This window comes from Sanguibacter gelidistatuariae (genome assembly GCF_900096585.1).
In the GTDB taxonomy this organism is placed as follows: Bacteria; Actinomycetota; Actinomycetes; order Actinomycetales; family Cellulomonadaceae; genus Sanguibacter; species Sanguibacter gelidistatuariae.
The window spans coordinates 488,723-507,174 of the sequence record NZ_FMYH01000001.1 but is presented as its reverse complement, the minus strand read 5'-3'; the positions used below and the strand labels follow the sequence as shown (position 1 = coordinate 507,174).

Sequence of the window (18,452 nt, the reverse complement as noted above, 5' to 3'; positions counted from 1 at the left end):
CCGAGCGCACCCGCCCGGGCCCGGTGCGTGTCTCAGTTGTAGAGCATCCCACCGTCGACGAGGAGGACCTGGCCGGTGACGTAGTCGGAGTCCGGCCCGGCGAGGAAGGACGCCACCTTGGCTACGTCCTCCGGTGTCTCGATCCGACCGAGGGCGATCGAGTCGACGTTCTCCTTGAGGTTCTGCCCGATCGGCTTGCCGTTGATCTTGCTCAGCTCGGCGTCGATGAGGTCCCACATGCCCGTGCCCACGATCCCGGGGGCGTAGCCGTTGACCGTGATCCCGAGGGGGGCGAGCTCCTGGGCGGCGGCCTGGATGAGGCCGCGGACCGCGAACTTGGTCGCGGAGTAGGCGCCGAGGATCGGGAAGCCCTTGATCGCGGCGATCGAGGCGGCGGAGACGATCTTCCCGCCGTGGCCTAACTCGGCGAACTTCGCGGCGGCGGCCTGGACTCCCCACACGACCGAGTTGACGTTGATCTTGAAGATCTTGTCCAGCTCCTCCTCGGTGATCTCGAGGAAGGGCTTCACCTGTGCGATGCCGGCGTTGTTGACGAGCACGTCGAAGCCGCCGAGGGAGTCGGCGGCCTGGTCGACCGCCGCGAAGACGTCCGCCCGGCTCGACACGTCTGCGACGACGAAGATGGCCTTGCGCCCGAGATCGTGGATCTCCTGGGCCACGGCCAGGCCCTTGTCCTCCTGGAAGTCCAGGTCTGCGAGCGCGACGTCAAACCCGTCCTGGGCCAGGCGCAGCGCGATGCCCCGCCCGATACCCTGGCTGGCACCGGTGACCAGAGCAACTTTTCCTTCAACAGACATCTTCGACTCCTTGCATCGGCGATCGGCGCCCTGATCTAGGGCGCAAGATGCCGTGCGCTGCACAGCGCGCGGGTCGTCGTGAGGCGCACACGGCACCGTCTTCGATCATGTCACCGTTGCCCTGGGACGCCAGCGGAGATGCCCGACGCCGCGACTACCGGGCGTGGACGTCGAAGGCCGCGCGCAGCGCGTCTCCGCGCAGGCCCGACCCCAGCAGCAGCGCCAACAGCAGGCGCGCCTTGACCGGGGAGAGCATCCGGCCGGGGATGAGCCCGCGCGCGAGGAGGTCGATCTCCCCGCCCGGGTACCCGTATGTGGCGGTCGGCGACGGCCCGGACCCGATCCGGCTGCACAGCACGATCGGGAGAACGGCCGCCGCGAGCGCGACCTGCCTGACGGCGTCGGCCGCCACATGCCCTCCACCCACCCCGGCGAGGACCACGCCGTCGTACCCTGCGGCGGCGAGGGCCGGTAGCAGGGCGAGGTCGTCGGAGACGCCCGCGCTCACGTGGGCGATGCGCGCGCCGGCGTGGGCGGGCGCGGCGAGCACGGGCCGCGTCCGCGGGACGAGCTCGACATGCGCGCGGCCCTCGCTGACCAGGCCGACCGGGCCGAGCGGGTCGGAGCTGAAGGCATCGACGTGGAAGGTGCTCGCCTTGCGCACCCAACGAGCCGCGTGCACGACGTCGGCGAACTGCACGAGCACGCCCATACCTCGGGCGTCGGGACTGGCAGCCACGAGGACGGCCGCGACGAGGTTGGCCGGACCGTCGGCGCCCGCGCTCGCCCGGTTGCGCATCGCGCCGGTGACCACGACCGGGATCCGCGCGGCTGTGCCCAGCACGTCGAGCACGAAGGCCGTCTCCTCGATCGTGTCGGTCCCCTGGGAGACGACTACCGCGTCGACGTCACCCGGTAGGGCCGCCACGAAAGCGTGCAGCTCGAGCAGGTCGGCGAGGGTGATCGAGGCAGAGGGCAGGAGCCGGAACTCGTGCGCGATCAGGTTCGTCTCCGGAACCCAGGCCTGGATCTCGTGGCACATCAGGTCCGCGCCGGTCACCGGGACCACACCGAGGCCTGCGCCGGTCGACTCCGAGCTGATGGTGCCGCCGAGGGTGATCAGGGCGATCGTGGTCATGGGCGGTCCTCGTCGGTCGGTGCGGGTGGTGCGTGCGGTCCTGGATGGCGCCTCGGGGGATCACGCCCAGCCGAGCTCCCGCAGGCGCTTGTCGTCCATGCCGAAGTAGTGCCCGATCTCGTGGACGAGGGTCGTGCGGACCCGTGCCCTCAGGTCGTCGAGATCCGCGCTGTGCTCGGCGATGGTGTTCTGGAACAGCGTGATCCGGTCCGGCAGCTCGCCGTAACCGTACACACCGCGCTTGGTCAGCGGGTGCCCGGTGTAGAGCCCGTAGAGCCGCGGGCGCTGGCCCGGCGGCTGATTCTCGATCATCACGGCGACGTTGTCGAGGTCACCGAACATCTCCTCGGGGATCGCCCGGTACTCCTGCGCGACGATCTCCTCGAATGCCGCATCGCTGATCTCGACCATCTCGCCATGGTGTCACCTGCCCGCAGAGGCGGCCTCAGCAGGTCGGGACACAAGTGGCCACGGAAGCGGACAGGAACTGTCCTCTACCCCTGGAAGTGTGGGAACTGTTCACGCAAGTCCCTGACGGAACGACCCCCCGGAGACCCTCATGATCCACACCACTGCCCTCACCAAAGATTTCGTGGTGAGCCGCACAGAGACGGTGCACGCGGTCAAAGGCATCAACCTCACCGTCGAGCCCGGAGAGCTCGTCGCGGTGCTCGGCCCCAACGGCGCGGGCAAGACCACCACGATGCGCATGCTCACCTCCCTCATCCACCCCACCTCCGGCACCGCGCGGGTCGCCGGGTACGACGTCGCGACCGACCCGAGCCAGGTTCGTCGCCGCATCGGCTACGTCGGCCAGGGCAATGGCGCGGGGCACACCCAGCTCGTGCGCGACGAGATGTACACCCAGGGCGTCATCTACGGGCTCGACCGCCGGTCCGCCGCGCGCCGGGCCGACGAGCTGCTCGCGGCCCTCGACCTCGTGCCGCTCGCCAAGCGCAAGGTCTCCGACCTCTCCGGCGGCCAGCGCCGTCGCCTCGACGTCGCGATGGGCCTGGTCCACGCGCCCTCGCTGCTCTTCCTCGACGAGCCGTCGACCGGCCTCGACCCGCAGAACCGGGCCAACCTCTGGGAGCACATCCTGCGCATGCGGGTCGAGCACGAGATGACGATCATGCTCACCACGCACTACCTGGACGAGGCCGACTCGATGGCCGAGCGGGTGGTCGTCGTCGACCACGGCGAGATCATCGCCGACGACACCGCCGAGAACCTCAAGAACAACCTCGCCGGCGACCGCGTCGTCCTGTCCGTCGCGCCGATGCCCGACGCCGGTGCCCACCTCGAGCAGGTCGTCTCCCGGGTGGAGCACGTCCGGGAGGTGACCACCGACTCCCCCGGTCACCTCACCGTGCGCGTCGACCAGGGACCCCACACCCTGCCCAGGCTGCTCCGTGCCGTCGACGCGGCCGGCTTCACCGTGACCGCGGCCGAGCTCCACCGCCCCACCCTGGACGATGTTTTCCTCGGGCTCACCGGGCGCAGCCTGCGCGAGTCGAGCGCCGCCGCCGAGACCGATCCCGCGTCGCCAGACGCCGCCACAGACAAGGACGCAGCATGACCACCACGACCAGCACCCTCGCCCCGTCCCGTCAGGGCGAGGTCGCCTCGACCGGCCCCCGCAACCTGGCCCGCGACATCCTCATCGTCCTGCACCGCGAGCTGCGCCCGCTGCTGCGCGACCCGTTCTCGATCATGTTTGGACTCATCCAGCCGATCATCTTCCTCGCGCTCTTCGGTCCGCTCCTCGTGGGCTCCCTGGGCGGCGCGGCCGAGGGCGCGCTCGGGGAGAGCGTCTGGCAGTGGTTCGTGCCGTCGATCCTCGTAATGACCGCGCTCTTCGGCACGTCGATGACCGGCTCGAACCTGCTCTTCGACTTCCAGACCGGCGCGCACGAACGGATGATGGTCACTCCGCTGTCCCGCCCGTCGCTGCTCGTGGGACGGGCGCTGAAGGAGATGGTGCCGCTCAGCTGGCAGGCGGTGCTCATCGTCGTCGTCATGCTGCCCTTCGGCTTCACGCTCTACCCCGTCGGCGCCGCCGGCGGGCTCGTGATCCTCGCGATCTTCGGTGTCGGACTCGGCTCGCTCAGCTACGCGCTCGCCATCGCCGTCCGCAAGCAGGACTGGATGTTCTGGGTGGTGCAACAGACCTTCATCTTCCCGGTCATGATCCTGTCCGGGATGCTGCTCCCGCTCGAGACCGGCCCGCACTGGATGCAGGTCGCCTCGAAGTTCAACCCGCTGACCTACATGGTCGACGCCGAGCGGGCGCTGTTCGGCGGTGACCTCACCAACCCGGATGTCCTGTGGGGAATCCTCGCGGCCCTCGGGACGGCCGTCCTCGGCCTCGCGGTCGGCATCCGGATGATGCGCCGCAGCGCGGACTGAGCGGAACCTGGCCGCCAGACGGGGCGCTGATACTGGCACTGTCGGCCGATCCGCGCGCCCGATCCCATACGAGGCGTGCTCCTGACGACGGAACGTGCGTTCAACCGCACGCACCGTCGTCAAGAGCACGCCCCGTTCTGACGCGCGGGACGAAGGTCCCCTCATCTGCCGCAGGTCGGGGTCGATCTTGACCAATGTCGACACGGCCATCAGGCCCCTCCGCTCGGCCCTCATATCGGAGTTCCCATGCGCGCACGCGCCCGTCTGTCCCGGTTCCAGGACCTCAGCGTCCGCATCAAGGTCCTTGCCGCGGTCACCGTCGCGACGCTCGTCGCGGTCCTGGTCGGCGTCCTCGGCCTCCAGGCCCTCGCGTCGTCGGCGGACACGTCGACGACGATCTATACCAACAACGTCCTGGGCGTGCTGCACGCGGCCGACATGGAGATCGCGATCGACACGATGCGGATCGACGTCCGCGACGCGGTCCTCGCGGAGGACAAAGCTGCCACCCAGGCGAAGATCGACGCGCTGGACGATGCGGAGGCGTCCTTCGACGAGGCCGCGGCCAGCTACGCCACCACACCGCTCGACGACGCCCGTGAGCAGGCCCTCGCCGGGCTGCACGCCGCGATCGACCAGTACCTCACACTCCAGCGCACGGACATGGCCGCCCTTGCCCTGGCGAACGACAGCACGGCGTGGTTGATCGCGAACGCCGAGCGGGGCAACCCCCTGACGACGAAGATGACCGAGCTCATCGCCCTCATCAAGGACACGGAGGCCGCCCAGGGCAAGGTGGCCGCCGAGGCCTCCCTCGCGGCCTACGGCGACCAGCGGACTCAGGCGCTGGCGATCCTCGTGGCCGGCGCGCTGCTCGCCGTGACCCTGGGCTGGTTCGTCGCCCAGGGCGTGGCGGGCAGCACCGCCAAGGTGCAGACCGTCGTCGAGCACATGGCGGAGGGCGACCTCACCCATACGACCGGGCTGACCTCCCGCGACGAGATCGGACGCATGGGAGCCGCGCTGGACCACGCGCTGGTGCAGTTCCGCTCGGTCATGGGCTCGGTCGCGCAGTCCTCCGACGCCGTCGCCGCGGCATCGGAGGAGCTGTCCGCCAGCTCGAGTCAGATCGCCGCGGGTGCGGAGGAGACCGCCGCCCAGGCGGGGGTGGTGTCCGCCGCAGCGATGCAGGTCTCGGGCAACGTGCAGACGGTCGCCGCGGGCGCCGAAGAGATGGGGGCCTCGATCCGTGAGATCTCGCGCTCCGCGAACGAGGCCGCCCGGGTCGCGTCCGAGGCCGTCACCGTGGCCGGAGAGGCGACCAGGTCCGTCGCCAAGCTCGGCACCTCCAGCCAGGAGATCGGGAACGTCGTCAAGGTCATCACCACGATCGCCGGGCAGACCAACCTGCTCGCCCTCAACGCGACGATCGAGGCGGCCCGCGCCGGAGAGGCGGGCAAGGGTTTCGCGGTCGTCGCATCGGAGGTGAAGGAGCTCGCCCAGGAGACCGCCCGCGCGACCGAGAGCATCGCTCGCCTCGTCGAGACCATCCAGTCGGACACCGCCGGCGCGATCGGGGCGATCGGGCACATCTCGAGCGTCGTCACCTCGATCAACGACTACCAGCTCACCATCGCCTCCGCGGTCGAGGAACAGACCACCACGACCAACGAGATGAGCCGCAACGTCGCCGAGGCGGCAGTCGGCGCCGATCAGATCGCTTCCACCATCACGGGCGTCTCGGCTGCGGCCAGCTCCACGACGGAGGCATTGACCCAGAGCTCGTCCGCTGTCAGCGAGCTCTCGCAGATGGCAACCGAGCTACGAGCGTCCGTGGCGGCCTTCACCTACTGACGGGTCGCCTCGCCGTGGCGGCCGAGCGGGAAGACGAGCGAGTGCGGTTGCTCAGCGTGCCCGCCCGAGGCTAAACATTTGAATCATCAAACATTTGCTCTAGAATGGGGGCATGAGCGCCGAACCCTCCCTCCCGGACACCCCTCAGTGGCTCAGCGCTGAGGAGAACGAGACCTGGCTGCAGTTCTCCGAGATCATGATCCGGATGCCCTCGGCCCTCGACGCCCAGCTCCAGCGCGACGCAGGGATCAGCTTCTACGAGTACATGGTCCTGGCGATGCTCTCCGAGCAGCCGGACCGGACCCTGGGCATGGGTCACCTCGCCCGACTCACGAGCGGTTCCCTCTCCCGCCTGTCCCACGTCGTCAAGCGCCTCGAGAAGCAGGGCTTCGTCACCCGCGAGCCGAGCCCGCACGACCGCCGCCACACGAACGCGATCCTCACGGATGCCGGGATGGCCAAGATCGTCGACGCCGCCCCGGGCCACGTCGCCCAGGTCCGCCGCCTCGTCTTCGACGCCCTCAGCCCGGACCAGTCGCGGGGCCTACGGGACGCGTCGTCGACCATCCGCACCCAGATCGACCCGAGCGGGGAGTGCGACATCTCGATCAACGCGCCGCGGGGCTGAGTACCCGGCACCCGCACGCACCACGAGCCCGCCCGAGAATCGGGGCGGGCTCGTGTCGTTGTTGTCGACGCTACGGGCGCCGACAGCCTTACTCCTTGACGGCGTCTTTGACGTTCTCGCCGGCCTGCTTGATGGAGGCCTTGCTCTGGTCGACCTTGCCTTCGGCCTCCAGCTTGTCGTTGCCGGTGACCTTGCCGGTCACCTCTTCGGCCTTGCCCTTGACGTCCTCGGCCACATGCTTGATCTTGTCTCCGATGCCCATGGATCCTCCTTGTGCTCGGTTCGGGGTGCCGCGCGCGTCATCGCGCGGGTCTTTTCGACCGTACGTCGGCAGGCACGAGGGCGCATCTGGGGCGACGCAGACGGCGCGGTGGCATTCGACTAGTGGGTCGCGCCCGCCGCGAGCGCCATGTCCGTCGTCGTCGTCAGGCTCGTGCGCACGATCGACACGAGCCCCGTCGCCATGGTCTCGACCGTCATCGACGGATGGGACGTCCCGGCCGCCTGCTCCGGGGCGTAGGGGACATGCACAAATCCTCCCCGCGGGCCGCGGCGATGATCGCGGCCCGGCACACCCTCCGCGGGCTCTCCCGCCGCCATCTCGTCCCCAGCGGCGCCCGCGAGCGCGTGCATGAGCGCGTAGAACACGTGGTTGCACACGAACGTCCCGGCGGTCTGCGACACGACGGCCGGGATTCCCTCCCGCGTCAATGCCGCGAGCGCGGCCTTGATGGGCAGCGTCGCGAAATACGCGGCGGGCCCGCCGACCACGATGGCCGCGTCCACCGGCGAGGCACCGGCGTTGTCGGGGATCCGCGCGTCGTCGACGTTGATCGCGACCCGCTCGAGCGCGAGCGTCGCCCTCCCTCCCGCCTGCCCGACGGCGATCACGAGCTCGGGGCGCAGCCGCTCGATCGCCTCGTTCAGCACCTCGGCGGCGCGGCCGAACTCGACGGGCAGCTCGAGGACGTCAAGAGCCTCCGGCCCCTCCCACAGCTCCTGCGCGCGCTGCACGGCCAGCCAGGACGGGTTCGTGGTCTCCCCGGCGAAGGGCTCGAAGCCGGTCAGCAGGACGGTGCTCATCGAGACGGTCCTCATTGGAACGGTGCTCATCGAGACTCCGCCACGAGCTCGATGATCCGGGCGATGACCAGCTGGTCGGCCTCGGGACGGGCGGAGCCGATGAGTGCGTGCAGGTAGAGGCCGTCACCGACGAGCTGGACGAGGCGGGCCAGGGTCGGGTCGGCGATCTCCTGGGCGATGACGGCGTACCAGGACTCGAAGGTGTCGGCTAGGGCGGCCTCGACGTCGACCTCCTGCACGCCGACGAGGCGCAGCGCAGCCAGGACCGACCGGGTGCCCGGGTCGTCGGGCACCGTGGACACATCGAGGTACGCGGCGATCAGACCCTGCGAGGCGTTCCTGGTGCGCGCGGCTTCCTGGGCGGCGCTCGTGCGCAGGCGCGCGAGGAAGCCCTCGTAGAGGGCCTCCTTCGAGCCGAAGTGGTAGAGCAGACCGCCCTTGGACACACCCGCGCGGGTGGCGACCGCCTCAAGGGTGGCTGCTGAGGAGCCGCCTTCCAGGAGGAGCGTCTCGAGGGCGTCGAGGATCAGGTCGCGGGTGGCCGAAGGGCGGGCGGGCGAGGGCCTGGTGATGGAGGACACGGTGTCATCCTATGACACCTGTACCGTCCAGCCGGTACAGTAGTGGCTGTCGATCAACCACGAAGGAGGCGAAGCCATGTCCGACCCCCAGTCCATCACCACCGCCGTTGCGACGCCCGCCCCAGCCCGCGCGGGCAAGCGCGCCTGGCTCGCGCTCGCCGCGCTCATGCTTCCGGTGCTGCTGGTCAGCATCGACAACACGGTCTTGTCCTTCGCCGTCCCTCAGCTCAGCCTCGCGCTCTCACCGAGCGCGACCCAGCTGCTGTGGATCGTGGACATCTACCCGCTCATGCTCGCGGGCCTGCTCGTGACGATGGGCACCCTCGGCGACCGGGTCGGGCGCCGCCGTCTGCTGCTGCTCGGCGCCGCCGGCTTCGGCGTGGTGAGCATCTACGCGGCCTTCGCCTCGGACGCGTCCCACCTCATCGCGGCGCGCGCCCTGCTCGGCATCTTCGGCGCGATGCTCATGCCTTCGACGCTGTCGCTGCTGCGCAACCTCTTCATCGACGACAACCAGCGCCGACTCGCGATCGCTGTCTGGGCCTCCGGCTTCTCCGCCGGTGCGGCCCTTGGCCCGATCGTCGGCGGCTGGCTGCTCGAGCACTTCTGGTGGGGCTCTGTGTTCCTGCTCAACGTCCCGGTGCTGATCACGTTGCTCGTGGCCGCCCCGTTCCTCATCCCCGAGTCGCGCAACCCGCTCGCGGCACGCCTCGACCTGCCCAGCGTCGGCCTGTCTATCGCCACGATGCTGCCCTTCGTCTTCGGGATCAAGACCTTCGCCACGCACGGGGCCACGCCGCTCGCGATCACCGCGCTGGGCACCGGCGTGATCCTCGGGATCGTCTTCGTCCGGCGCCAGTTCGGGCGGACCGACCCCCTGCTCGACGTCCGGCTGTTCCGCAACCGGGTGTTCTCGGCGTCGGTCACCGCCAACTTTATGGCCGTCTTCGCCTTCTCCGGCCTCGTGTTCTTCGTCTCCCAGTTCCTCCAGCTGGTCCTCGGCCTGTCCCCGATGACCGCCGGCTGGTACCTGCTGCCCGGCGCCCTGGCCGCAGTCGTCATGGGCCTCGCCGCCGTTGCCCTGGCCAAGGTCGCTCCCATGTGGGTGCTCGTGCCGACCGGACTGGCCATGGCGGCCGGTGGCTATGCGCTCGGTATGACCATCACCGGGTCCTCCTCGGTCGGGGTGATCGTGGCGCTCTTTGTGCTCGTGGGCGGCGGCGCAGGCCTGGCCGAGACGCTCACCAACGACGCGATCCTCGCCTCTGTGCCACCCGAGCGCGCCGGGGCAGCGTCGGGCATCTCTGAGACGGCCTACGAGCTCGGCGCCTCCCTCGGGGTGGCGATCCTCGGCAGCGTGCTCGCGGTCTTCTACCGCACCCGGCTCGAGCTCCCGGCCGGGCTCGACGCCGCCACGACCGAGGCGGCCCAGCAAACCCTCGGCGGCGCAGTGCACGCGGCAGAATCGCTCCCGAGCAACGTCGCCGCCCCGCTGGTCGACGCCGCGCGCGACGCCTTCTCCCAGGGCATGGTCGCGACGTCGGCCATCGGCCTGGTGCTCATGGTCGCCGCCTCGCTCGGCGTCGGGCTCGCGCTGCGCTCACGCACGCGCGGGACGACGGTCGCGGGGCCGAGCGCCTGAGAGACCAGCCACTGAGCCTGTTCGCCGGGGTGGAACTGTCCGCGAGCTCGTGAGCAGTCATCTATGACTTCTTAAGTCTTTTAAGAGGTCGTATCTGACCGATTGCATCGGAGTCCGTGATTCGCGTGATGACCTCACCTCGGCGCCCTGTACCGGCTCCCCGAGACGCACGCTCGGCGCGGACCTAGGCTCGTTGGAGCGACGCCGTCTGCGTCGCGGGCGGTCGTCGGACCCAACGTCGGCGAGCGCACCCAGAGAATGTCAGAGGAGATACCCGTGACCGACTCCGTGCCCTTCGGTGCACCCTGCTGGATCGACCTGGCCACCTCCGACCTGGCCCGCGCGACCGACTTCTACGGTCAGCTCTTCGGCTGGACGGCGGTTGCCGCCGGTCCCGAGTACGGCGGCTATGTCAACTGCTCCAAGGGCGACCGGCGGGTCGCCGGGATGATGGCGAACGAACCAGGTTCTGGCTACCCCGACGGCTGGTCAACCTACCTAGCCGTGGCCGACGCCGGCGCGACCACCTCCGCCGTCCAGGTCGCGGGCGGCCGCGTTCTCGTCGAGCCGATGCAGGTCGGCGCCCAGGGCACGATGGCCGTCTACGCCGACCCGACCGGAGCCGTGATCGGCGCCTGGCAGCCGGCCGAGCACACGGGATACTCCGCGCTCGAGGAGCACGGCACCGCGATCTGGCACGAGCTGTACACGACCGGCTACACCGCGGCGGTCGACTTCTACCGCTCGGCCTTCGGCTGGGACACCGAGGTCACGGTCGACTCCGACGAGCTTCGCTACACCGTCCAGATTGCCGACGGCGTGCAGCGCGCGGGCATCGTGGATGCCTCCTCCTGGCTGCCCGACGGCGCCTCCTCCACCTGGGAGGTCTACTTCGGCTCGCGTGACGTCGCCGCCACCCTCGCCCAGGTCACCGCGCTCGGCGGGAGCGTCGTCCAGGACGTCGCCGACACCCCCTACGGGCAGCTGGCCACCGCAGCAGACCCCACCGGAGCCCAGTTCAAGCTCAAGGCCGTGCCGTCCTGACGCGCCGCTCCCGCACAGGATCTCGGGCTGCGCCGTCGCGTCCGGGGAACGACGATGGAGGTCGGACCGCAAGACACTCGAAAGAACACGAGGAACACCATGAGCGCATCGACCGACCAGACCTTCGACGTCGTCGTCATCGGGGCAGGCGCGGTGGGTGAAAACACCGCCGAACGCGCCGGACGCACCGGGTTGAGCGTCGCCGTCGTCGAGGACGCGCTGGTCGGCGGGGAGTGCTCGTACTGGGCCTGCATGCCCTCGAAGGCGCTGCTGCGCCCGGGGGCCGCGCTGGCGGCGGCCCGCGGGGTGCCCGGCGTGGCCGAGATGCTCACCGGCGAGCTCGACCCGGCCCCGGTCCTCGCCCGGCGCGACACGTTCACCTCGCACTGGCACGACGACAGCCAGGTGTCCTGGCTCGAGGGCGCCGGCATCACGCTGATCCGCGGACGCGCCCGCTTCACCGGACCGCGGACGATGACCGTCACGGCCCCCGCCGACGGGGACGGATCCCCCCTCACCACGACGGTGACCGCCCGGCACGCGGTCATCCTCGCAACCGGCAGCACTCCGGTGGTCCCTGCCATCGACGGCCTGGACCCCAGCGAGGTGTGGACCAGCCGAGAGGCGACCTCCGTCACCGACGTCCCGGCCTCCCTCGCCATCGTCGGCGGCGGGGTCGTCGCGGTCGAGATGGCCACCGCACTGACCGACCTCGGGACTCGCGTCACCGTCGTGGCGCGAGGAGACCGGCTGCTGACGAGCTCTGAACCCTTCGCCGGTGAGGCGGTCGCAGCCGCGCTCACCGACCTCGGCGTCGACATCCGCCTGGGCACCGAGGTCACCCGGGCCACCGCGACCGGCGAGACCGGCACGAGAACCGCTACCCGCCTGCACCTCTCCGACGGCTCCACCGTCGTGGTCGAGAAGGTCCTGGTCGCAACCGGGCGCCGCCCGGCGACGACCGACATCGGCCTCGACGCCGTCGGCCTGGACCCCGAGAAACCGCTCGCGGTCGACGACGCCATGGAGGTCCTCGTCGAGCCGGACGGCGCCGGGACCGGCTGGCTCTTCGCCGCCGGCGACGTGACCGGCCGGGCGGCGACGACCCACCAGGGCAAGTACGAGGGCCGCGTCGCCGGAGACGTCGTCGCCGCGCGTTTCGGCCCCGAGGGGGCCCGGGGGCCCGGTCCCGGTGGTCCAGACGCGCCCGACGCGCGCACCCGTGAACGATCCGCCGCGCGGTGGAGCCAGTTCCGAGCGAGCGCCGACCACCGCGCCGTCCCCCAGGTCGTCTTCACCCGGCCCGAGGTGTCCAGCGTCGGTCTCACCGAGCAGCAGGCCCGCGACGCCGGTCTCGCCATCCGCACGATCCGGTACGACCTCGCCTCGGTCGCTGGCGCCTCGCTCGTCTCGGACGACTACGCCGGGACCGCCCAGCTCATCGTCACGACCGACACCCGGGTCATCGTCGGAGCGACCTTCGTAGGCCCCGACGCTGCGGAGCTGCTGCATGCGGCGACGATCGCCGTCGTCGGCGAGGTGCCCCTCGACCGGCTCTGGCACGCGGTCCCCGCATACCCGACCGTCTCGGAGGTGTGGCTGCGTCTCCTCGAGGAGGCCGGACTCTAGACCTTGCGCGCACCGGCGGCAGCCGCCGCCACGTCCCACCAGGCGTCGAGCAAGAACGGTACAATCGCGGATTGAAACGGAATCCGATGCCACCCGGCTGCACGTCCGCACCCGTTGCCGGCTGGCGCCACTCACCACGTGAAGAAGTGAGAGCCCGATGACCGACAGCGTGTCCCTGACGCCTCCTGGCGCCTCCCTCGTCCTCCAGGCCCCCGCCCCGGTCGCCGTCGTGCAGCCGACCCAGGTCGAAGGGATGCTCCCGGTCGAGGACTCCCGCAAGCAGGAGCTCACCGCGACCGCTGCAGCCTTCGCGGCCGAGCTCGCGACGCTGACCCCCAACAGCCCCGAGCTGCAGGCCAAGGTCACCGAGATCACCAACCTCGGCCGCGAGGAGATCTCCTCAGCCGCGAACGCCTCCAACCGCATGCTCGAGCGCCCTGCCTCCGCGCTGGCCGCAGCCAAGGGCAACGGTGACGGCGGGGACGCCCAAGCGCGGGTCGCCAAGACCCTCACTGACCTGCGCTTCCAGGTCGAGGACCTCACCCCCAACCGCGCGGACCTCACCGGTGCCCGCAAGATCCTCGGCTTCATCCCGGGCGGGTCCAAGATCGCCCGGTACTTCGAGAAGTACAAGTCCGCCCAGTCCCAGCTCGACTCGATCACCCGCGCCCTCGAGGCCGGCCAGGACGAGCTGCGCAAGGACAACGCAAGCATCGAGCAGGAGAAGGTCAACCTGTGGACCACCATGGGAACCCTGTCGGAGTACGCGATCCTGCTCTCCAACCTCGACCGCGCGGTCGAGGCCAAGGTCACCGAGATCGAGGCCACCTCCCCGGAGAAGGCCAAGGCCATGCGCGCGGACGTGCTCTTCGCCGTCCGCCAGCGCCACGAGGACATCCTCACCCAGCTGGCCGTCTCGGCCCAGGGCTACCTCGCAATGGACATGGTCCGGGCCAACAACGTCGAGCTCATCAAGGGCGTCGACCGCGCCCGCACCACGACGCTGTCCGCGCTGCGCACCGCCGTGATCGTCGCGCAGGCGCTCACCAACCAACGCCTGGTGCTCGACCAGATCACCGCGCTGAACAAGACCACGAGCGACCTCATCGCCTCCAACGCCGAGATGCTCAAGACGCAGTCCGCCGACATCCACCGCCAGGCGGCCGCCTCGACCATCGACATCGAAAAGCTCGAGAAGGCCTTCCAGGACGTCTTCACCACGATGGACGCGATCGACACGTTCCGCGCCGAGGCCGCCACGTCCATGGCCACGACGATCACCTCGCTGCAGGGCCAGATCGAGCGGGCCCAGCCGTACCTCGAGCGGGCCCAGTCCCGCAACGAGATCACGTCCTGACCCTGCTCCACGCAGAGCACACGAGCGAGTACACCACGGCGCACACCACTGACAAGAAGGGGAGACCATGAGCTGGCTCTTCGGACGCTCCAAGGCGCCCGCAGCCCCGGTCTCCCCTGCGCCGCCCGTGCCGGAGCGGTCGTTTCACGAGGACATGGGTGCCCGGGCCCGGGCACTGCTGGGCTCGACCCGCCAGAGCGGGGGGCACCTGCCGGTCAAGGCGTCGATCCAGCTCTTCGCCATGCTCGACCTCCTGGCCGACCTGCTCGAGCACACGACCGTCGCACCCCCCACGGTCGACGAGCAGATCGCGATCGAGTTCATGCTCAAGGACTACATCCCGTCCACGGTCAACGCCTACCTCGCCTCCCGGGCCGCGCCGGAGGTCAAGGACGCGCAGCTGGTCAGCCAGCTCCAGCTGCTCCTCGACCGAGCGCACTCGATGGCCCGGGCGGTCTACGCTCACGACAGCGCACAGCTTGAGATCAACGGTCGTTTCCTACGCGAGAAGTTTGGGTGAGCGAAGCACACATGTCTCCAGTCACACTCATCAGGGGCGCCAACGCCTCGGTCACCAACCTCCTCCCGGCAGTCTCCAACGTCACTGTGGGCTTCTCCTGGACCGTCGTCCAGAGCAACGGCCCGGCCACCGAGGTGGTCGCCTGCGCGATCGTCTGCGGCCAAGACGGCAAGGCCGTCTCGGGCGAGCATGTGGTGTTCTTCAACCAGATGCTCAGCCCCGACGAGGAGGTCGCCTACGACCCCGACGGCTCGCTGCCGGGCGGCGACCTAGAACAGATCGACGTGTCGCTCGCGAAGATCCCGTCAAACGTCATGAGCATCGCGCTTGTCCTCTACGTCAACCCCGACCTGCGCACCCCCGGCACCTTCGACGGTGTGCGCGACGCCGTCGTGCGGGTCCTGGACCGCAGCGGCGCCGAGGCGCTGCGCTACGAGATCGAGACGAAGGACGTAGGCTCCACGAGCGCCGTCGTCGCAGCCGAGCTGTACCGGCGCGGCAACGAGTGGAAGTTCCGCGCCGTCGGGCAGGGCTACGCGGGTGGGGTGCGCGACGTCGCGAAGAACTATGGGTTCACCTTGTGAGCCACCCTCTGTCCCCCGCCCCGGGCGGGCGCAGCACGGTCGTGGACGGGTTCTTGCGCCGCCGCCCGCCGCGGCGGCCCGTGGCCGCGAATGTGCCGGCGGCGACGAAGCTGTCGCTCAACCCGGCGGCGGCCGCCCACGAGCCTGCGCCGCGGGACGCGGCGGCGTCCTACGGTGTACCTCGGGTCCAGGCCGCCGGGCACCTCGACGCCGCGCACCCGATGCTGGCCCTCACCCGGCTGCAGTCCGCCGTCGGGTCCCTCCAGGTCGTCGTCGACGGTGACGCAGCCGGGTGCGACGTGCTGTGGGAGCTGGACGACAACCGGCAGGGATCACTGGACCGGGTGCCGCTCGACGCCGGGCGCCGCCCGCTGGTCTCCCCCGACAAGACGCCCGGGTTCGTGCTGGGCCTGCGTCACGCCCAGGCGCTGCGTCGGGTGGTCTTCTGGTTCCCCGGGGCGACGACCGTCTCGGTCGTCCTCCTCGACGGCACCGTGGTCCGCTGCGACCACCCCATGAGCGTCCTCGCCGTCTACCAGCTCGAGGGCGAGCTGTTCCTGCGCTACGACGCCGACGACTACGCCGACGTCAGCGAGGTCCGCGCAGCCTACGGATTCTGAGCCAGGATCATCCAGCGAGCGAGGGGTCGCTCGAGAGGATCATCCCGAGCGTGATCGTGCCCTGAGCGAGCGCCTGCTTGGTGAGGTTCCCTCCGGCGTCGAGGGAGACGAAGCTCGCGATGTCGATCCCGTAGGTCTGCTCCAGGCCGATCTGGCAGAACGGCCGCTCAGGGCACTCGGGCGGACCGCCGAGCACGATCCCGCCGCAGGCCGCGGCGAGCTCGGACAGCGTCGCTACCTTGTGCTCCTGCGCGAAGCCGGAGGTGACGGCGTAGGCGTTCTGGTCCTGGGCCTTTGCCGGTGCGGCGAAGGCCAGCCCGACCGCCTTTCCCAGGGTCGTGAGCTGGGCGACGGTGGCGTCGAGATCGCTCGAGGCGAGCGGTGTGGCGCCCTCGCCGTTGACGGCGGTGTTGAGGAACTCGGTGAGCGTGCTGACGTACTCCGGGACGACGGTGAGGGCTCCGGACTCCAGGTCCGTGAGGTAGAGCTCCCGGTTGCCGATGTCCTGGATGCTCACGTCGTAGCCGGCGGCGGTCAGGACCGTCGCGTAGAGGTTGGCCAGAACCCTCCCCTCGTCGAAGTTCGGCGCACCGACGACCACCTTGCGGCCCTTGCCGACCGGGTCCTGGGAGTTGATGCCCTGGGCTGCGGCGAAGTCGGCGGCAGCCTGCGCCGGCGGCTGGCGGTCCACGCTGACGGCCTTGTTGAGGTTGACCAGTGCTGGGGTGTCGAGCACGGCAGAGACCGAGTCGAGCACGGGGACGAGGTCGGTGTCGCCCGCGGCCGCTGCTGCGTTGAGGGCAGGCACGACGTTGTCCGGGTTCTGCAGGTGCTGGTCGTCCGCGAGCGCGACGAAGGTGTCTCCGGGGACTGCCTCGCAGGTGGCGGGCGCCGCGGCGTCCGACGTGGTGGTTGCCGCGGTGGTTGAGCCCCCCGACGAGCCCGGGGACCCGCAGGCTGCCACCAGGACGAGGAAGCCCGCTGCGAGGGCGACCCGGGCGCGGGTGGTGGTCCGTAGCTGCATTTGAGCTCCTCAGGATCGATGGGGTCATCAGGCTCGTCCGGTGGGCCCCACCCGACCGGCGACAAACAAGAAGACTACGTCGAGCCTGTGTCATCCGCAGCGCGGATGCCACCTGCGCTGACGGCCGTCAGGAGCGTTGCAGCGCCAGCACGGGAGCGGGGGTCAGCAGCCGCTGGGCGAGCGCGAGGACCCCCTCGACGGCGAGGCAGAGCGCCGCGACGAGAACACCTCCCGCGAGCACCTGACCGTATCGCTGGGTGCCGAAGCCCGCGACGATGATCGTCCCCAGGCCACCGCCGCCCACGAGAGCCGCGAGGGGGATGGTCGCGATGACCTGGACGGTCGCGGTGCGCAGGCCGGCCGTGATGAGCGGGAGCGCGAGCGGGAGCTCCACCTGGCCGAGCACCCGCCAGCCGGAGAGCCCCATTCCCCGGGCCGCATCACGCACGTCGGCGTCGACCCCGCGCAGGCCCGCGTAGGTGTTGGCGAGGATGACCGGCAGCGCGAAGATCGCCGCGGCCAGGATCGTGGGACGGTTGCCGAAGCCGATCGCCGTCGAGGCGAAGATCGTCAGCAGCGCGAGGGTCGGCAGGGCGCGGCTCACGTTGGTCAGCACGACCGTGATGCTCGCTGCCCGCTCGGCACCCGGGACGTGGCCGAGCACGATGCCCACCGGGAGCGCCACGACCGCTGCCAGGAGCACCGCGAGGGCCGTCATGAGCAGGTGCTCACCGGTCAGCGCGAGGATGCCGTTCGGGCCCGACCAGTTGATCGGGTCGTTGAGCCAGACGAACGCGGCCTGGATCTGGTTCATCGGGAACCGGCCGAGCGCGCCCAGGGCGTGAGCGCCCTCCCCAGGAGATAGAGCAGCAGGTCGATGACCAGCGCCAAGGCCAGGCACAACAGCGTCGCGGTCATGATCTGAGCCCGGTACCCGCTCGAGAACCCGCGGAACATCAGCTGCCCGAGGCCCCCGTAGCCGATGACCACCCCGACCGTGACGAGCGCGACCGTGCTCACTGCCGCCAGCCGCAGCCCGGTCATGACGCTCGGCAGGGCGTTGGGCAGCTCGACCAGGAACAGCAGCCGCCAGCGCCCGTACCCGAGCCCGCGGGCGGCATCACGCACGGCCGGGTCGACCGTCGCCAGGCCCACCAGGGTGTTGCGTACGAGCAGCAGGAGCGCGTAGAGGACCAGGCCGAGCAGGACGGTCGCCCGGCGGTCACGCAAGAAGGGGTACACGACCGCGAACAGCGCGAGCGAGGGGATCGTGTAGAGCACGCCCGTGGTTCCCACGATCGGCCCGGCGAGTCGCGGCCAGGTGTGCGCGAGGGCCGCGAGCGGGACGGCGACGACGACGGCGATGACGATCGCCTGGAGTGTGAGGCCCGCGTGCTGGCCCAGGTAGCCCAGGATCTCCGGGGCGTTGTCCTGGACGTAGGACCACGAGAGCCAGGGGTTGGCAGCGGCCTCGGGACTCATCTGCGCGAGACTACCCTCGCGCACCACCCGCCGCCCGAC

Annotated in this window: 20 protein-coding genes; 11 read left to right on the top strand and 9 right to left on the bottom strand. The window is 70.3% G+C overall.

Annotated features, from left to right (window positions below):
• Positions 1-32: 32 nt before the first annotated feature.
• The 3 genes from BLQ50_RS02290 to BLQ50_RS02280 form a co-directional block, all read right to left on the bottom strand.
• Positions 33-818, bottom strand: coding sequence for an acetoin reductase (locus BLQ50_RS02290; RefSeq protein WP_093180886.1), 786 nt, complete (start codon positions 816-818; stop codon positions 33-35).
• A gap of 154 nt (positions 819-972) precedes the next feature.
• The gene (locus BLQ50_RS02285) at positions 973-1,956 is read right to left on the bottom strand and encodes an asparaginase domain-containing protein (protein ID WP_093180885.1); all 984 of its coding nucleotides are present in this window, start codon (positions 1,954-1,956) and stop codon (positions 973-975) included.
• Positions 1,957-2,016: 60 nt separating this feature from the next.
• Positions 2,017-2,367, bottom strand: coding sequence for a metallopeptidase family protein (locus BLQ50_RS02280; RefSeq protein ID WP_093180883.1), 351 nt, complete (start codon positions 2,365-2,367; stop codon positions 2,017-2,019).
• A gap of 148 nt (positions 2,368-2,515) precedes the next feature.
• On the opposite strand from BLQ50_RS02280, the gene BLQ50_RS02275 reads away from it, so the two are divergent.
• From BLQ50_RS02275 to BLQ50_RS02260, 4 genes are all read left to right on the top strand, one after another.
• Entirely contained in the window at positions 2,516-3,535 is a 1,020-nt protein-coding gene (locus BLQ50_RS02275; protein ID WP_093180881.1) for an ATP-binding cassette domain-containing protein, read from the top strand.
• Positions 3,532-4,365, top strand: coding sequence for an ABC transporter permease (locus tag BLQ50_RS02270; protein WP_093180880.1), 834 nt, complete (start codon positions 3,532-3,534; stop codon positions 4,363-4,365). The genes BLQ50_RS02275 and BLQ50_RS02270 overlap by 4 nt, the downstream gene beginning before the upstream one ends.
• 246 nt (positions 4,366-4,611) lie before the next feature.
• On the top strand, positions 4,612-6,219 hold the full coding sequence (locus BLQ50_RS02265; RefSeq protein ID WP_093180878.1) for a methyl-accepting chemotaxis protein: 1,608 nt from the start codon (positions 4,612-4,614) through the stop codon (positions 6,217-6,219).
• Positions 6,220-6,331: 112 nt separating this feature from the next.
• Positions 6,332-6,847, top strand: coding sequence for a MarR family winged helix-turn-helix transcriptional regulator (locus tag BLQ50_RS02260; protein ID WP_093180877.1), 516 nt, complete (start codon positions 6,332-6,334; stop codon positions 6,845-6,847).
• An 88-nt stretch (positions 6,848-6,935) separates the two neighbouring features.
• Here the strand turns inward: BLQ50_RS02260 and BLQ50_RS02255 are convergent, their stop codons facing one another.
• From BLQ50_RS02255 to BLQ50_RS02245, 3 genes are all read right to left on the bottom strand, one after another.
• On the bottom strand, positions 6,936-7,109 hold the full coding sequence (locus tag BLQ50_RS02255; protein ID WP_093180875.1) for a CsbD family protein: 174 nt from the start codon (positions 7,107-7,109) through the stop codon (positions 6,936-6,938).
• 119 nt (positions 7,110-7,228) lie between these two features.
• A complete protein-coding gene (locus BLQ50_RS02250) occupies positions 7,229-7,960 on the bottom strand; it encodes a pyroglutamyl-peptidase I (RefSeq protein WP_245700837.1) in 732 nt (243 codons plus the stop codon).
• The gene (locus BLQ50_RS02245) at positions 7,957-8,511 is read right to left on the bottom strand and encodes a TetR/AcrR family transcriptional regulator (protein ID WP_245700836.1); all 555 of its coding nucleotides are present in this window, start codon (positions 8,509-8,511) and stop codon (positions 7,957-7,959) included. The genes BLQ50_RS02250 and BLQ50_RS02245 overlap by 4 nt, the downstream gene beginning before the upstream one ends.
• Positions 8,512-8,587: 76 nt before the next feature.
• On the opposite strand from BLQ50_RS02245, the gene BLQ50_RS02240 reads away from it, so the two are divergent.
• From BLQ50_RS02240 to BLQ50_RS02210, 7 genes are all read left to right on the top strand, one after another.
• Entirely contained in the window at positions 8,588-10,153 is a 1,566-nt protein-coding gene (locus BLQ50_RS02240; protein ID WP_093180874.1) for an MFS transporter, read from the top strand.
• Between the two features lie 276 nt (positions 10,154-10,429).
• The gene (locus BLQ50_RS02235) at positions 10,430-11,197 is read left to right on the top strand and encodes a VOC family protein (protein WP_245700835.1); all 768 of its coding nucleotides are present in this window, start codon (positions 10,430-10,432) and stop codon (positions 11,195-11,197) included.
• Positions 11,198-11,296: 99 nt separating this feature from the next.
• Complete coding sequence (locus BLQ50_RS02230) at positions 11,297-12,826, top strand: dihydrolipoyl dehydrogenase family protein (RefSeq protein WP_093180872.1); 1,530 nt, start codon at positions 11,297-11,299, stop codon at positions 12,824-12,826.
• A gap of 157 nt (positions 12,827-12,983) precedes the next feature.
• Positions 12,984-14,183 (top strand): toxic anion resistance protein, encoded by a 1,200-nt coding sequence (locus tag BLQ50_RS02225; protein ID WP_093180871.1) that lies wholly within the window; start codon positions 12,984-12,986, stop codon positions 14,181-14,183.
• A gap of 67 nt (positions 14,184-14,250) precedes the next feature.
• A complete protein-coding gene (locus BLQ50_RS02220) occupies positions 14,251-14,703 on the top strand; it encodes a hypothetical protein (protein ID WP_093180870.1) in 453 nt (150 codons plus the stop codon).
• A gap of 11 nt (positions 14,704-14,714) precedes the next feature.
• A complete protein-coding gene (locus BLQ50_RS02215) occupies positions 14,715-15,287 on the top strand; it encodes a TerD family protein (RefSeq protein WP_093180868.1) in 573 nt (190 codons plus the stop codon).
• Entirely contained in the window at positions 15,284-15,907 is a 624-nt protein-coding gene (locus BLQ50_RS02210; protein WP_139185687.1) for a hypothetical protein, read from the top strand. The genes BLQ50_RS02215 and BLQ50_RS02210 overlap by 4 nt, the downstream gene beginning before the upstream one ends.
• A 7-nt stretch (positions 15,908-15,914) precedes the next feature.
• Here BLQ50_RS02210 and BLQ50_RS02205 read toward each other — a convergent pair whose 3' ends face one another.
• The 3 genes from BLQ50_RS02205 to BLQ50_RS02195 form a co-directional block, all read right to left on the bottom strand.
• Positions 15,915-16,931 (bottom strand): glycine betaine ABC transporter substrate-binding protein, encoded by a 1,017-nt coding sequence (locus BLQ50_RS02205; RefSeq protein ID WP_093180865.1) that lies wholly within the window; start codon positions 16,929-16,931, stop codon positions 15,915-15,917.
• Between the two features lie 127 nt (positions 16,932-17,058).
• Positions 17,059-17,745 carry an ABC transporter permease gene (locus BLQ50_RS02200; protein WP_093180864.1) on the bottom strand — a complete coding sequence of 229 codons (687 nt, stop codon included), beginning with the start codon at positions 17,743-17,745 and terminating at the stop codon, positions 17,059-17,061.
• Positions 17,742-18,413, bottom strand: a complete 672-nt coding sequence (locus BLQ50_RS02195; protein WP_093180862.1) for an ABC transporter permease — start codon at positions 18,411-18,413, stop codon at positions 17,742-17,744. The genes BLQ50_RS02200 and BLQ50_RS02195 overlap by 4 nt, the downstream gene beginning before the upstream one ends.
• Positions 18,414-18,452: the final 39 nt, after the last annotated feature.

What these genes read in the sequence shown, in the direction of transcription:
- BLQ50_RS02200 (WP_093180864.1), bottom strand. Translation starts at nt 17,745, where the DNA reads ATGAACCAGATCCAGGCCGCGTTCGTCTGGCTCAACGACCCGATCAAC.
- BLQ50_RS02275 (WP_093180881.1), top strand. Translation starts at nt 2,516, where the DNA reads ATGATCCACACCACTGCCCTCACCAAAGATTTCGTGGTGAGCCGCACA.
- BLQ50_RS02195 (WP_093180862.1), bottom strand. Translation starts at nt 18,413, where the DNA reads ATGAGTCCCGAGGCCGCTGCCAACCCCTGGCTCTCGTGGTCCTACGTC.
- BLQ50_RS02205 (WP_093180865.1), bottom strand. Translation starts at nt 16,931, where the DNA reads ATGCAGCTACGGACCACCACCCGCGCCCGGGTCGCCCTCGCAGCGGGC.
- BLQ50_RS02250 (WP_245700837.1), bottom strand. Translation starts at nt 7,960, where the DNA reads ATGAGCACCGTTCCAATGAGGACCGTCTCGATGAGCACCGTCCTGCTG.
- BLQ50_RS02270 (WP_093180880.1), top strand. Translation starts at nt 3,532, where the DNA reads ATGACCACCACGACCAGCACCCTCGCCCCGTCCCGTCAGGGCGAGGTC.
- BLQ50_RS02220 (WP_093180870.1), top strand. Translation starts at nt 14,251, where the DNA reads ATGAGCTGGCTCTTCGGACGCTCCAAGGCGCCCGCAGCCCCGGTCTCC.
- BLQ50_RS02255 (WP_093180875.1), bottom strand. Translation starts at nt 7,109, where the DNA reads ATGGGCATCGGAGACAAGATCAAGCATGTGGCCGAGGACGTCAAGGGC.
- BLQ50_RS02225 (WP_093180871.1), top strand. Translation starts at nt 12,984, where the DNA reads ATGACCGACAGCGTGTCCCTGACGCCTCCTGGCGCCTCCCTCGTCCTC.
- BLQ50_RS02285 (WP_093180885.1), bottom strand. Translation starts at nt 1,956, where the DNA reads ATGACCACGATCGCCCTGATCACCCTCGGCGGCACCATCAGCTCGGAG.
- BLQ50_RS02290 (WP_093180886.1), bottom strand. Translation starts at nt 818, where the DNA reads ATGTCTGTTGAAGGAAAAGTTGCTCTGGTCACCGGTGCCAGCCAGGGT.
- BLQ50_RS02265 (WP_093180878.1), top strand. Translation starts at nt 4,612, where the DNA reads ATGCGCGCACGCGCCCGTCTGTCCCGGTTCCAGGACCTCAGCGTCCGC.
- BLQ50_RS02215 (WP_093180868.1), top strand. Translation starts at nt 14,715, where the DNA reads ATGTCTCCAGTCACACTCATCAGGGGCGCCAACGCCTCGGTCACCAAC.
- BLQ50_RS02230 (WP_093180872.1), top strand. Translation starts at nt 11,297, where the DNA reads ATGAGCGCATCGACCGACCAGACCTTCGACGTCGTCGTCATCGGGGCA.
- BLQ50_RS02260 (WP_093180877.1), top strand. Translation starts at nt 6,332, where the DNA reads ATGAGCGCCGAACCCTCCCTCCCGGACACCCCTCAGTGGCTCAGCGCT.
- BLQ50_RS02280 (WP_093180883.1), bottom strand. Translation starts at nt 2,367, where the DNA reads ATGGTCGAGATCAGCGATGCGGCATTCGAGGAGATCGTCGCGCAGGAG.
- BLQ50_RS02240 (WP_093180874.1), top strand. Translation starts at nt 8,588, where the DNA reads ATGTCCGACCCCCAGTCCATCACCACCGCCGTTGCGACGCCCGCCCCA.